Here is a 13,676-nt window from a genome sequence, read left to right as displayed (position 1 = left end):
CCGTGTGAAAGTAGGTAATCGTCAGGCTCCCTAAGCCAGAAACCCCCGCCCGAAAAGGCGGGGGTTTTTGCATTTGCGGCAAAGAAATACGCGATCTCAGGCCGTCGAATCTCTCCCGTTTTTTGCTCAAGCCGCAACGCATATCCACTTTCCATCCTCCAGGACCATTCGCCCGCCTGTTCGCTTCTATCTTCGGTCAATAATCGACTCGCGCGAACTCGGCGAAGCCGCTGGCCTGGCACCATTCATACCCGCTCCACATCGTCGCACCGACTTTTCAAAGTTCGTCCCGTATCGATATTCGCCATCCGCCGCCTCCGCTTTTTAGCCAAATAGGCCGGAAACTCGTGCGAAATGACGCCTTATTCGGCGTGGCCACGTAGAATTTGCGAATCTCCACCCCAGTAGCATCCAGAACGATGAACGCCGCCACTCAGATAGCTCGGGCCGTATGCCCGCACGATTGTCCGGACACGTGCGCAATGCGTGTGACCGTCGAAAACGGTCGGGCGATCAAGGTCGCGGGCGATCCCGACCATCCGCCGACGCAAGGCGTGCTGTGTACGAAAGTCAGCCGATACGCCGACCGCGTTCATCATCCCGACCGACTCACTGTTCCCCTCAAGCGCGTGGGCGCGAAGGGGGAGGGGCGCTTCGTGCCGATCAGCTGGAGCGAAGCATTCGACGAGATCGGTCGTCGTCTCGGCGAAATCGCCGCGCGCGCGCCGGAGGCGATCCTGCCGTACAGCTACGCGGGAACGATGGGGCTCGTGCAGGGCGAAGGCATCGCCCAGCGGTTCTTCCATAAACTCGGTGCGTCCCGGCTCGAGCGGGCCATCTGCGCGGCGGCCGGCGCAGCAGGGCTGCGCTATACGTATGGCGGAAGCGTCGGCATGCATCTCGAGCATTTCGAGGAAAGCGAGTTGATCCTGATCTGGGGCGCCAACCCGATCGCCTCCAGCCTGCATTTCTGGACCCGTGCGCAGGAAGCCAAGCGTCGCGGCGCCCGTCTCGTCGCAATCGATCCCTACCGCTCGCTGACGGCAGAGAAATGCCATCAGCACATCGCATTGAAACCGGGCACCGACGGAGCGTTCGCACTCGGCATGATGCATGTACTGATCACCGAGGATCTGCTCGATCACGACTACATCGCACGCCATACGCTCGGCTTCGATGCGCTCAAGGCGCGAGCCCTGTCCTATCCGCCGGAGCGTGTCGCGCAAATCTGCGGCATCGAGGCGTCGGAACTGATCGAACTCGCACGTCGTTACGGCGCGACCCGCAAGGCATCGATCCGCCTCAATTACGGCATGCAGCGCGTGCGCGGGGGCGGCAACGCCGTGCGCGCGATTGCGAGCCTGCCTGCGCTGACGGGCGCGTGGCGCGACCGGGCCGGCGGGCTGCTGCTGTCGTCGTCGGAATCTGCACCGGTCAATCAGGCGGCGCTGCTGCGCCCCGATCTGATGCCCGGCTGGCCGCAGAAACTGCCGCGCATCATCAACATGAATGCCATCGGCGATGCACTGCTGCATCCGGGCGACGCGACTTTCGGGCCGAAGGTCGAAGCAGTGATCGTCTACAACTCGAATCCGGTTGCGGTTGCCCCCGACTCGTCGAAAGTCGCCGCCGGGTTCGCGCGCGAAGACCTGTTCACGGTCGTTCTCGAGCACTTCAAGACAGATACCGTCGACTTCGCCGACATTGTGTTGCCGGCCACGACGCAGCTCGAGCATCTCGACGTCCACAAGTCGTACGGCCACACCTATGTGATGGCGAATCTGCCGGCGATTCCGCCGGTCGGCGACGCACGACCGAACACCGAAATCTTTCGCGGCATTGCGCGCAGCATGGGGCTGGACGAGCCCGCGCTTTATCACAGCGACGAAGAGGTCGCGCAGGCGGCGCTTCGCTGGGACGATCCGGCACTCGACAGCGACTGGGAGACGTTGAAGCGTGCCGGCTGGCTGAAGCTCAAGGTTGCGGACGCGCCTTTCGCGAATGGCGGCTTTCGCACACCGTCCGGCAAATGCGAATTCTACAGCGCGCGACTCGAGCAGATGGGCATGGACCCGGTGCCCGATTACCTGCCGCCGTTCGAATCGGCGGAGGCGGCGCCTGAACTCGCCGCCCGCTACCCGCTCGCGATGATTTCGCCGCCGGCCCGGCACTTCCTGAACAGCACGTTCGTGAACGTGGACAGCCTGCGCAGCACGGAAGGCCAGCCGCATCTCGATATTCACCCGGCCGACGCCGATGCGCGCGGCATCGCGGAGGGCGACGTCGTACGCATATTCAACGACCGCGGATCGATGCAGGCGGTCGCAAGAGTGACTGATCGCGCGCGGGCGGGGCTCGTCGTCGGACTGTCGATCTGGTGGAAGAAATTGTCGGCGGACGGTCGGAACACGAACGAAGTGACGAGTCAGGCGCTGACCGACCTCGGCAACTCGGCGACCTTTTACGATTGTTTGGTGGAAGTTGAGCGGACTTGACGGAACTTCCAGATATGATCGGACGAATGCGTTCGAAAGTTCGAAGTGGACATCTAACCCTGTTGTCTCAGGACGGGCGAGCCGCTACGATGCGTTTTAGCACGACCATTCGAAAATCAGTGAGGAGACGCGCGGTATGGATAAAATTTGGCTGAAATCGTACCCACCCGGCGTTCCAGCCGAAATCGACGCGTCTCCATATCCTTCCGTCCCGGATCTCCTCGACGAGAGCTTCAGGCAGTATCGCGACCGCAAGGCGTTCGTCTGCATGGGCAAGAGCATCACGTACGGCGAACTCGATGCACTGTCACGCCGGTTCGGCGCGTGGCTGCAGTCGCGTGGCCTGAAGCGCGGCGCACGCGTCGCGCTCATGATGCCGAACGTGCTGCAGTACCCGGTGGCGATCGTTGCCGTGCTCCGCGCGGGCTACACCGTCGTCAACGTCAACCCGCTCTATACGCCGCGCGAGCTCGAACATCAGCTGAAGGACAGCGGGGCCGAGGCGATCGTCATTCTCGAGAATTTCGCGTCGACGTTGCAGGCCGTTATCGCCAATACCGACGTCAAGCATGTCGTGGTCGCGTCGATGGGCGACCTGCTGGGCATCAAGGGCTGGCTCGTCAATTACGTCGTACGCAACGTGAAGAAGATGGTGCCGGCCTGGCAGCTCCCGTCGTTCACGCGCTTCAAGGCCGCGCTGTCCGAAGGGGCGCGGCAGACCTTCAAGCCGCCGAAGATCGGCCCAGACGACGTCGCGTTCCTCCAGTACACGGGCGGTACGACGGGTGTCGCGAAGGGCGCGACGCTGCTGCACCGGAACATCGTGTCGAACGTGCTGCAGGCCGGCGCCTGGCACCATCCCGCGCACGCGAAGTACCCGGAGGTGAAGCAATTCGTGACGGTAGTCGCGCTGCCGCTCTATCACGTGTTCGCGCTGACGGTCTGCGGCTTCCTGGCGATGCGCACGGGCGGCATGGGCATCCTGATTCCGAATCCGCGCGACATCGGCGGCATGATCAAGGAACTGAAGGGATACCAGATTTCGACGATTCCCGCCGTCAACACGCTGTACAACGCAATGCTGAACCATCCCGAATTCAACCAGCTCGACCTGTCGAAGCTCGTGATCGCCAACGGCGGTGGCATGGCGATCCAGGAAGGCGTCGCGAAGCGCTGGTACGAGAAGACCCAAACGGCGATCATCGAAGGGTACGGCCTGTCCGAAACGTCGCCGGTCGCGACCTGCAACCCCGTGACGGCGACCGAGTACAGCGGGACGATCGGCCTGCCGCTGCCGTCGACCGAAATTGCCATCCGCGACGACGCCGGCAACGACGTCGCGCTCGGCGAGCCGGGCGAGATCTGCATCCGCGGGCCGCAGGTCATGGCCGGCTACTGGAACCGCCCGGAAGAAACCGCGAAGGTCATGTTCGCGGACGGTTTCTTCAAGACCGGTGACGTCGGCGTGATGGACGCGCGCGGTTACGTGAAAATCGTCGACCGGAAGAAGGACATGATCCTGGTATCCGGTTTCAACGTGTATCCGAACGAGGTCGAGGACGTGGTGGCGTCGCACCCGGGCGTGTTCGAGGTGGCGGCGGTCGGCGTGCCAGACGAGCATTCGGGCGAAGCCGTGAAGCTGTTCGTCGTGAAGAAGGATCCGGCGCTGACCGACAAGGACATCCTCGCGTACTGCAAGGAGCGGCTCACCGGTTACAAGCGGCCGAAACTCGTCGAGTTCCGCACGGAGCTGCCGAAGACGAACGTCGGCAAGATCCTGCGGCGCGAGCTGCGCGACGGACGCGCGTAACACTCAAGTCGAACGAAGGAGCCCGGTCTGTGCCGGGCTCTTTTGTTTGTGGTGCGGCATCAGGGCTGCCGCGCCATATCGGAACGGCGCGCGTTCGTCCGGGCGCGCCGCGGCGGGCGGAGCGCCCCGGTCGGGCCGCCCGCCGCCGATTCGATTCGAACGGGGCGGCACTTCGCTGCACGCCGGAGTCGGCAAATGGTGGCGTTCGTGTCGAGTCAGCGTCGCGAACGATTCGTCGCCAAGAGCGCGTGACCCGGCGATCATTCCGCGCACACCGCACACCGCACACCGCACACCGCACACCGCACACCGCACACCGCACACCGCTTCGCAGCCCCAAAAGAAAAGGCGCCCGAAGGCGCCTTCAAGATGCTGCGGCTTGTCAGGCAAGCTGATTAGAACTTGTGACGGATACCGACACGCGCCGCGACCTGGTTGCTGGTCGTCGACGGATCGAGACCGTTGATCGAAGCATGTGCCTGAACGACGTTGCCTGCCGAGTCGAGCGTGTTGCCCGATGCATGCTGGTACACGCCGATCACGTAGACGTCCGTGCGCTTCGACAGGAAGTAGTCGACGCCCAGCGAGCCCTGGTGGTACTTGGCTGCCGAGTTGCCGTCGATCTTGCTGCCTTGCGTGTAGTCGTACGCCGCACCGACGATCAATGCCGGGGTCAACTGATACTTGAAGTTGATTTCGCCGTTGTTGAAGGTCGCGGTCTGGTTCACGAACGGACCGACCGAGAAGCCCTTGAACTTCGTGTTCGAGTACGTCGCGCCGATCGTCGCTGCGCCGAACGTGTATGCGCCGCCCGCACCGATGACCTGGTACGTGTTCGCGCTGTTCGCATACGCGCCGTAGACCGGCGACGACACGGCCGTCGCCGCAGCCGACGCGCCCGTATTGAACATGCCGCCGAAGTTCGCCGGCGTACGTGCGTTCAAGTAGCCGACACCCAACACCAGCGGGCCGTTGTTGTAACCGGCGCCGAGCGACCAGACCTGGTTCTTCGAGAACTGGCCGGCTTGACCGCCGAAGCTGTACAGGCCGCCGAACGAGAAGCCGCCGTAGGTCGGGCTCGTGTACTTGACCGCGTTGTTCACACGGTAAGCGTTGTTGAAGTTGTCGAGGTCGCCCGGGTGAGCGGCGATGTAGCCGCCCCACTGGTCGCCTGCCTCGAGCGGGCCGACGAAGTCGACGACGGAGTCGTACTGGCGACCCAGCGTGACCGTACCGTACTGGCTCGACAGGCCGACGTAAGCCTGGCGGCCGAACATCAGGCCGCCCTGGCCGAGCTTGCCGGAGTTGACGTCAAAACCGTTCTCGAGCACGAAGATTGCCTTCAGGCCGCTGCCCAGATCTTCGGTGCCGCGCAGGCCGAAGCGGCTGCCTTGCATCACGCCGCTTGCCAGGCCGTACAGGTGGCCGCCCTTGGCGTTGTTGTTGAAGATGAAGCCTTCATCGATGATGCCGTAAAGCGTCACGCTGCTTTGCGCATGTGCAGCGCCAGCAAACGCGCCCAGCGCGACGAGCGCGAGAAGCGACTTTTTCATTAACGGATCTCCAAGAATCACTGAATTTTTTTGGCGGGGCGGATAGTTATGGTGTGTTGACGGGCCCCATCAACTTCGCAAGAAGTCGCACGTAATGTAGCAAAGCCGATTTTTCCGACAAAGCGAAATGCCGTGGCTCAAGGTTCCCATGTTTCCTTTATGCAACAATGGTTAAAATCACGGGTTAACCGCAATTTCCGCTGAATAATCAAGTCGGTTACGTAGCGGAGCACGTGCCGTTGCCGCCCGCGGCAGCGCACGCAGCCAGGAGAACAGGATGGTGTTGGACGAACTGATCAGCGAATTCGATCGCGGCCTGCGATCGCTGACCGGCATTAGCCGGATGAGCCGCCCAGTGCCCGCGCCGGCGGAGCCGCCGGCCGGCGAACTGACCCCCGCGGAGCGCACGCATGCCGCAGGGCTGATGCGCGTGAACCACGTCGGCGAGGTCTGTGCGCAGGCGCTTTATCAGGCGCAGAAGCTGACCGCGCGCTCGTCGTCGTCGAAGGCGATGTTCGAGGAAGCCGCGCGCGAGGAGGAAGATCATCTCGCGTGGACCGCGCACCGGCTGAAGGAACTCGATTCGCGTCCGAGCCTGCTCAACCCGCTGTGGTACGCCGGCGCGCTCGCGATCGGTGTCGTCGCCGGCACGCTGGGCGACAAGGTCAGCCTCGGCTTCATGGCGGAGACGGAGCGTCAGGTCGAGAGCCACCTCGACGGGCACCTGTCCGAGCTGCCGGCGACCGACACGGCGTCGCGCGCGATCGTCGAGCAGATGCGGCTCGACGAGGTGAAGCACGGCAAGGCCGCGACCGATGCCGGCGGGATCGAACTGCCGCTGCCCGCACGGATGCTGATGCGCGCCGCGTCGAAAGTCATGACGAGCACTGCATACTATCTGTGACATTCGGAGGTGGGCGGCGCATGACGCCGCCCACCTCCGTCACCCATCGATACCGCCCGTTTTTTCCGCGTTTTCCCGCCCCCGAAAGCCCCGTCCGCACGCCAGTCTGGCCCGCCTTTCTCACGTATCACCTTCACAAGTTGCACTAGCTCATTCATTTATAACGGTTTTTGGTATGAGGGGCCGCATGAGCATGTGCGCGTAAGTCCTTGTTCTAACTAACAAAATTCGTCAAAAAACCGGGCCGCTCCCTTGACCGTGCCAAACCCTTCCTCTAAAGTGGGAGACAGTGTGAGAAAGTGTATTTTTGTGTGATTTGGCGGGCTATTCGGGCTAAATTCTTGAGCGTTGAGCGGGTGCTTCGGTGCCCTGAACGGGAGAGCGGAAAGTGTTCCAAGGGGCGTCGGCGCTGACGCTCGATGCGAAAGGGCGGATGTCGGTGCCGGCTCGCTATCGCGAAGCGCTGCAAGGACAGGCAGAAGGACGGGTGACTGTGACCAAGCACCCGGACGGCTGCCTGTTGCTGTTTCCGCGCCCCGAATGGGAGGTATTCCGCGCCAAGATCGCCGCGCTGCCGATGGATGCACATTGGTGGCGGCGGATCTTTCTCGGCAATGCAATGGATGTCGATCTCGACAGCGCGGGCCGGATTCTCGTATCGCCCGAGCTGCGGATGGCGGCCGGACTGGAAAAGGAAGTCATGTTGTTGGGAATGGGTAGTCACTTCGAGCTGTGGGATTCGCAGACCTACATCGCGAAGGAGCAGGCAGCGATGGCGCAGGGCATGCCCGACGCGCTGAAGAATTTCACGTTCTGATTGCGGTGACGGAGACGCCCGCGATGGGAAACGAATTGCAGCATCGGACCGTGCTTCTGGACGAAGCGGTCGATTCGCTCGTGACGCGGCCGGACGGCATTTATGTCGACGGTACGTTCGGGCGCGGCGGTCACAGCCGCGCGGTGCTCGCGCGGCTGGCGGCGGCCGGCCGGCTGATCGCGTTCGACAAGGATCCGAGGGCGATCGAGACGGCGCAGCGCATCGAGGATGCGCGCTTCTCGATCGTGCATGACAGCTTTGCATCGATGCGCGACGCGCTTGCGGCGCGCGGCGTCGAGAAGGTGTCGGGTGTGTTGCTGGACCTGGGCGTGTCCTCGCCGCAGGTGGACGATCCGGCGCGCGGCTTCAGCTTTCGCGCGGATGGCCCGCTGGACATGCGAATGGATCCGACGCGCGGCGAGTCGGCGGCCGAGTGGCTCGCGCGGGCTTCGGTGCAGGAATTGACGGAGGTGATACGGGATTATGGGGAAGAACGGTTTGCTTTTCAGATTGCAAAGGCGCTTGTTGCTCGCCGGGCAGAGTCCGACCGTCTTGGGCCTCTCGACACCACGGGCGAGCTTGCCCAAATCGTGGGTAACGTCGTCAAAACCCGTGAGAAGGGCAAGGATCCGGCAACCCGCACCTTTCAGGCTATACGGATTCACGTCAATCAAGAGCTTGCGGACCTGCAAGTCGTACTAGACACGGCATTGTCGTTGCTGGAGCAAGGGGGGCGGCTGGTGGTCATCAGCTTTCATTCACTCGAGGACCGGATCGTCAAGCGATTCATGCAGGCGCACGCGAGCGCGCCTGCGGTCGATCGTCGCCTGCCGATCCGCGCCGTCGACCTCCCGAGCCCGCCGCTCAAGATCATCAGCCGCCAGTTTCCGAGCGAAGCGGAAGTTGCCGCGAATCCGCGCGCCCGGTCGGCCGTGATGCGCATCGCGGAGCGCGTCACGCCATGAGCCGCTTCAATATCTTCCTGCTGATCATCGTGATGGGCTGCGCGCTGTCGGTCGTCAATTCGACGAACCAGCAGCGCCAGATCTTCATCCAGCTGCAGCGTGCGCAGTCGCAGGAGCGTCAGCTCCAGCAGGACTACGCGCAGCTTCAATATCAGCAGAGCGCGCTGTCGAAGACGTCGCGTATCGAGCAACTCGCGAACGATTCGCTGAAGATGCAGGCGATCACGACGGGTCGCACCCAATACCTGACGCTGCCGCCGGGCGCCGTGAAGGCGATCGACGCACCGATTCCGGCTTCGGCCGAGACGGCCGCCAAGGGCGGGGGAGGCGCGCGATGAAGCCGGCACAAAAGCGCCAGGACGTGAAATTCTCGTCGAGCCCCGTGCTCGGCGTGCACCTGCCGATGTGGCGCTCGAAATTCGTCGTGTTCCTGCTGTTCATGGCGTTCGTCGCACTGGCCGCGCGGGCGTTCTGGATCCAGGGGCCCGGCAACGCGTTCTATCAGAAGCAGGGCGAAAGCCGCTACCAGCGCACGATCGAGCTGCCGGCCACGCGCGGCAAGATCCTCGACCGTAACGGGCTCGTGCTCGCGACGAGCCTGCCCGTGCGCGCGATCTGGGCGATTCCGGATGCCGTGCCGGACGATCTCGGCGCGGACAAGGTCAATCAGCTCGGCAAGCTCCTCGGCATGACGCCGAAGGAACTGCGCGTGAAGCTGTCGGAAGACAAGGGATTCGTCTACGTGAAGCGCCAGGTGCCGATCGACATCGCGGACAAGGTCGCCGCGCTCGACATCCCCGGCGTCTATCAGCGCAACGAATACAAGCGTTTCTATCCGGAAGGCGAGATCACTGCTCACCTGATCGGCTTCACGAACGTCGAGGACGAAGGGCAGGAAGGCGTCGAGCTCGGCGACCAGAAGATGCTGTCCGGCACGTCCGGCGTGCGCCGCGTGATCAAGGACCGGATGGGGCACATCGTCGAGGACGTCGCCGAGCAGATCCCGCCGCACAACGGGACGGACGTCGACCTGTCGATCGACAGCAAGATCCAGTACATCGCGTATGCGAACCTGAAGGCCGCCGTCGAGAAGTTCAAGGCGAAGGCCGGCGCGGCGATGGTGGTCGACGTGCGTACCGGCGAGGTGCTCGCGCTCGTCAACTACCCGACCTACAACCCGAACGACCGTTCGCGCATGACGGGCGAGCAGTTGCGCAACCGGATCATGACCGACGTGTTCGAGCCGGGCTCGATCATGAAGCCGTTTACGGTGTCGCTCGCGCTCGACCTGCACCGCGTGACGCCGAACACGCTCGTCGAAACGGGCAACGGGCATTTCGTGCTCGATGGCGCGCCGATCACCGACGACGCGGGTTTCGGCACGCTGACGGTCGGCGGCGTGATCCAGAAGTCGAGCAACATCGGCGCGACGAAGATCGCGATGACGATGCGGCCCGAGGAAATGTGGAATATGTATACGAGCATCGGCCTCGGTCAGGCGCCGAAGGTCGGGTTCCCGGGCGCGGTGGCCGGCCGCCTGCGTCCGTGGAAGAACTGGCGGCGCATCGAGCAGGCGACGATGTCGTACGGCTACGGCCTGTCGGTGTCGCTGTTCCAGCTCGCACGCGCCTACACGGCGATCGCGCACGACGGCGAGCTGATGCCCGTGACCATTTTCAAGACCGACCCCAATCAGCCGATCGTGGGCACGCAGGTGTTCAACCCGACCACCGCGCGCGAAGTGCGCGCGATGCTCGAGACGGTGGTCGCGCCGGGCGGCACGTCGCCGGATGCGGCCGTGCCGGGTTATCGGGTCGGCGGCAAGAGCGGTACCGCGTACAAGCATGAGGGTCACGGCTACACGCGCAAGTACCGCGCGTCGTTCGTCGGGATGGCGCCGATGCCGAATCCGCGCGTCGTGATCGCGGTGTCGGTCGACGAGCCGACCGCCGGCAGCCACTTCGGCGGCCAGGTGTCGGGCCCCGTATTCTCGGCGATCGCGGGCGACACGATGCGTGCGCTGAACGTGCCGCCGAACATGCCGATCAAGCAACTGGTCGTGTCCGACGACACGCCGGGCACGCCCGCCAAGACGGGCCCGCAAAAGCTCGCCGCCGGCGGCAGTGCGAAGCATATGATCGTATCCAGCACGACACGTAATTCACCAGGAGTTGTTCGATGAGCGCCGCTCGCAGTTCCCATCCGGCGCATCAGCAGATCGCGGCCGCGCTTGCGTGGCTGCGCCAGCATGTGGCCCCCGCGGCGCAACTGCATGCCGACACGCGCAGCCTGCAGGCAGGCGACGTGTTTCTCGGCTATGCGGTCGACGGGGCAGACAATCGCGCCTTCATTGCCGAGGCCGTCTCCCGCGGTGCGGCCGCCGTGCTGTATCAGCCGGAAGGCCTTGCAGCCGCGCCGGTCGCACCCGTCGCACTCGCGGTGCCGGCGCTCGACCAGCTGGCCGGTGAGATCGCCAGCGGCTGGTACGGCGACCCGAGCGACAGTCTGCTCGCCATCGGCGTGACCGGCACCAACGGCAAGACGTCGTGCACGCACTGGATCGCGGCCGCGCTGACGGCGCTGCACCAGCCGTGCGCGCTGATCGGCACGCTCGGCAGCGGCATGCCGGGGCAGCTGGTGCCGACCGGCTTCACGACGCCGGACGCGCCGCAGCTGCAGCGCAGCCTCGCGCAACTGCACGACGCGGGCGCAAAGGCCGTCGCGATGGAAGTGTCATCGCACGCGCTGCACCAGGGCCGCGTGAACGGCACGGCATTCGACATCGCCGTGTTCACGAACCTCACGCAGGATCACCTCGACTATCACGGCACGTTCGATGCGTACGAAGCCTCGAAGTCGAAGCTGTTCGCATGGCGTGGCCTGCGCGCGGCGGTCGTCAATCGCGACGACGCAGCCGGCCGCCGCCTGCTCGAGAAGCTGGCCGGCCGCGTGCGCACGATCGCCTACGGGATCGGCGACGTGCACGCAGCCGACGCCGATCGCGAGCTGGTCGCGCTCGACGTGCGCGCGACCGCCACGGGCACGGCATTCCGCCTGCGCTCGTCGTGGGGCGACGCGGACATCGAGGTCGGCACGCTCGGCACCTTCAACGTCAGCAACCTGCTCGCGGTGCTCGGCTCGCTGCTCGCGGCCGACTTGCCGTTCGACGCGGCGGTCGCGGAAATTGCGCGGCTCGAGTCCGTCAACGGCCGCATGCAGCGCCTTGGCGGCCGGCTGGCGAACGATGAACCGCTGGTCGTGATCGACTATGCACATACGCCCGACGCGCTCGAGAAGACGCTCGACGCGTTGCGCCCGATCGCGGCGGCGCGCGGCGGACGGCTCGTCTGCATGTTCGGCTGCGGCGGCGATCGCGATGCGACCAAGCGTCCGCTGATGGGCGCGATCGCCGAGCGGCTCGCCGACGAAGTCGTCGTCACGAGCGACAACCCGCGCAGCGAGGATCCGCAGCGCATCATCGACCAGGTCATCGCGGGCATGACCGCGCCCGATCGCGCACGCCGCATCGAGGATCGCGCGAGCGCGATCCTGCAGGCCGTGCGCGGCGCCGCCCGCGAGGATGTCGTCGTGCTGGCCGGCAAGGGGCACGAGGCAACGCAGGAAATCATGGGCAAGAAGCGCACGTTCTCCGATCAGGATCACGCGCGGCTCGCACTCGCGGCACGCGCGACGCATGGCAAGGGAGGCGGCGAATGACGATGCTCAGTCTGGGCGAAGCCGCCCGCCTGATTCCCGGCGCCACCGTCCACGGCGATCCGGACACCACGTTCGAGCGCGTGTCGACGGACAGCCGCACGGTCGGCCCTGGCGACCTGTTCGTCGCGCTGAAGGGCGAGCGCTTCGACGCGCACGACTTCCTCGGCGACGTGGCCGCGTGCGGCGCGTCGGCGGCGCTCGTCGCACACGTGCCGGCGGGTCTCGCGATGCCGGCGATCGAAGGCGGCGAAACGCGTGCCGCGCTCGGCGCGCTCGCGCACGGCTGGCGCAAACGATTCGCGCTGCCGCTCGTCGCGGTGACGGGCAGCAACGGCAAGACGACCGTCAAGGAAATGATCGCGTCGATCTTCGCCGCGGCGGTCGGTACCGACGCGCGGCTCGCGACGGCCGGCAACCTGAACAACGACGTCGGGCTGCCGCTGACGTTGCTGCGCCTGTCGACCGCGCATCGCCTCGCAGTGATCGAGATCGGCATGAACCACCCGGGCGAGACCGAAGTTCTGGCGCGCCTCACCGCGCCCACGGTCGCGCTCGTCAACAACGCGCAGCGCGAACACCAGGAATTCATGGCGACGGTCGAAGCCGTCGCGCTCGAACACGCGGCCGTGATCCACGCGCTGCCGCCGGACGGCGTCGCGGTGTTCCCGGCCGACGATGCGTACGCGGGCATCTGGCGCGTCGCGGCGACCGGCAACCGGATCCTCGATTTCGCACTGCACGACGCCGAACGGCAGAACGATGCGCAGGTCGTCGGTCGCCTTCACGGCGGCGAACTCGCGATCGACACGCCGGCGGGCGCCGTCACGGTGCGGTTGCGTGCGCTCGGCGAGCACAACGCGCGCAACGCGCTGGCCGCGACGGCCGCGGCGCTGGGCGCGGGTGTCGAACTGTCGGCGATCAAGCAGGGCCTCGAGTCGTTCGAACCGGTCAAGGGCCGGCTCCAGGTGAAGCAGGCGATCGCCGGCAGCCTCGCGGGCGCGACGGTCGTCGACGATACGTACAACGCGAACCCCGATTCGATGCGTGCGGCGATCGACGTGCTTGCTGCCCATCCGGCGCCGCGCGTGCTGGTGATCGGCGACATGGGTGAAGTCGGCGACGAAGGCCCGGCGTTTCACCGGGAGATCGGTGCGTATGCGCGCGAGCGCGGCATCGATGCGCTGTTCGCGCTCGGCGATGCGTCGCGCGATGCGTGCACGGCGTACGGCGAGACGGCCCGCCACTTCGGCGACGTCGGCGCGCTGGTGACGGCGCTGCTCGCGGCGGGCTATGGCGCGCGGGCGACGGTGCTCGTGAAGGGCTCGCGGTACATGAAGATGGAGCGCGTGGTCGACGCGCTGACGAACCAACCCGCGGCGGGCACGGTGCCCGCTGCACACTGAGTAGAAGGAAGG

At 65.2% G+C, this 13,676-nt stretch carries 11 protein-coding genes; 9 read left to right on the top strand and 2 right to left on the bottom strand.

The window, feature by feature from the left end; translation table 11 throughout:
* On the bottom strand, nucleotides 1-200 hold a 200-nt coding region (locus tag DIE12_RS38405; protein WP_221624282.1), incomplete at its 3' end, for a hypothetical protein.
* A gap of 219 nt (nucleotides 201-419) precedes the next feature.
* Between DIE12_RS38405 and DIE12_RS23195 the strand changes: the two genes are divergently transcribed.
* Complete coding sequence (locus DIE12_RS23195) at nucleotides 420-2,495, top strand: molybdopterin-dependent oxidoreductase (protein WP_124520035.1); 2,076 nt, start codon at nucleotides 420-422, stop codon at nucleotides 2,493-2,495.
* A 136-nt stretch (nucleotides 2,496-2,631) separates the two neighbouring features.
* Nucleotides 2,632-4,305, top strand: coding sequence for a long-chain fatty acid--CoA ligase (locus tag DIE12_RS23190; RefSeq protein WP_124520265.1), 1,674 nt, complete (start codon nucleotides 2,632-2,634; stop codon nucleotides 4,303-4,305).
* Between the two features lie 395 nt (nucleotides 4,306-4,700).
* On the opposite strand, the gene DIE12_RS23185 is transcribed toward DIE12_RS23190, so the two are convergent.
* Nucleotides 4,701-5,858: a porin gene (locus tag DIE12_RS23185; RefSeq protein WP_044844243.1), complete on the bottom strand. Its 1,158-nt coding sequence runs from the start codon at nucleotides 5,856-5,858 to the stop codon at nucleotides 4,701-4,703.
* Nucleotides 5,859-6,135: 277 nt separating this feature from the next.
* Between DIE12_RS23185 and coq7 the strand changes: the two genes are divergently transcribed.
* The 7 genes from coq7 (at nucleotide 6,136) to murF (ending at nucleotide 13,664) form a co-directional block, all read left to right on the top strand.
* Complete coding sequence (gene coq7, locus DIE12_RS23180) at nucleotides 6,136-6,762, top strand: 2-polyprenyl-3-methyl-6-methoxy-1,4-benzoquinone monooxygenase (protein ID WP_059608158.1); 627 nt, start codon at nucleotides 6,136-6,138, stop codon at nucleotides 6,760-6,762.
* Between the two features lie 388 nt (nucleotides 6,763-7,150).
* On the top strand, nucleotides 7,151-7,579 hold the full coding sequence (gene mraZ / locus DIE12_RS23175; RefSeq protein WP_006400450.1) for a division/cell wall cluster transcriptional repressor MraZ: 429 nt from the start codon (nucleotides 7,151-7,153) through the stop codon (nucleotides 7,577-7,579).
* 23 nt (nucleotides 7,580-7,602) lie between these two features.
* On the top strand, nucleotides 7,603-8,544 hold the full coding sequence (gene rsmH, locus DIE12_RS23170; RefSeq protein WP_124520031.1) for a 16S rRNA (cytosine(1402)-N(4))-methyltransferase RsmH: 942 nt from the start codon (nucleotides 7,603-7,605) through the stop codon (nucleotides 8,542-8,544).
* Nucleotides 8,541-8,882: a cell division protein FtsL gene (gene ftsL, locus DIE12_RS23165; RefSeq protein ID WP_044844241.1), complete on the top strand. Its 342-nt coding sequence runs from the start codon at nucleotides 8,541-8,543 to the stop codon at nucleotides 8,880-8,882. The genes rsmH and ftsL overlap by 4 nt, the downstream gene beginning before the upstream one ends.
* Nucleotides 8,879-10,726 (top strand): penicillin-binding protein 2, encoded by a 1,848-nt coding sequence (locus DIE12_RS23160; RefSeq protein WP_124520029.1) that lies wholly within the window; start codon nucleotides 8,879-8,881, stop codon nucleotides 10,724-10,726. Before ftsL ends, DIE12_RS23160 begins: the two co-directional genes overlap by 4 nt.
* A complete protein-coding gene (locus DIE12_RS23155; RefSeq protein WP_124520027.1) occupies nucleotides 10,723-12,261 on the top strand; it encodes a UDP-N-acetylmuramoyl-L-alanyl-D-glutamate--2,6-diaminopimelate ligase in 1,539 nt (512 codons plus the stop codon). Before DIE12_RS23160 ends, DIE12_RS23155 begins: the two co-directional genes overlap by 4 nt.
* A complete protein-coding gene (murF, locus tag DIE12_RS23150; RefSeq protein WP_124520025.1) occupies nucleotides 12,258-13,664 on the top strand; it encodes a UDP-N-acetylmuramoyl-tripeptide--D-alanyl-D-alanine ligase in 1,407 nt (468 codons plus the stop codon). Before DIE12_RS23155 ends, murF begins: the two co-directional genes overlap by 4 nt.
* Nucleotides 13,665-13,676 lie beyond the last annotated feature (12 nt).

The sequence above is a fragment of the Burkholderia sp. Bp9015 genome (assembly GCF_003853505.1).
Lineage (GTDB): Bacteria > Pseudomonadota > Gammaproteobacteria > Burkholderiales > Burkholderiaceae > Burkholderia.
This window is presented reverse-complemented; position numbering and strand designations above follow the sequence as displayed.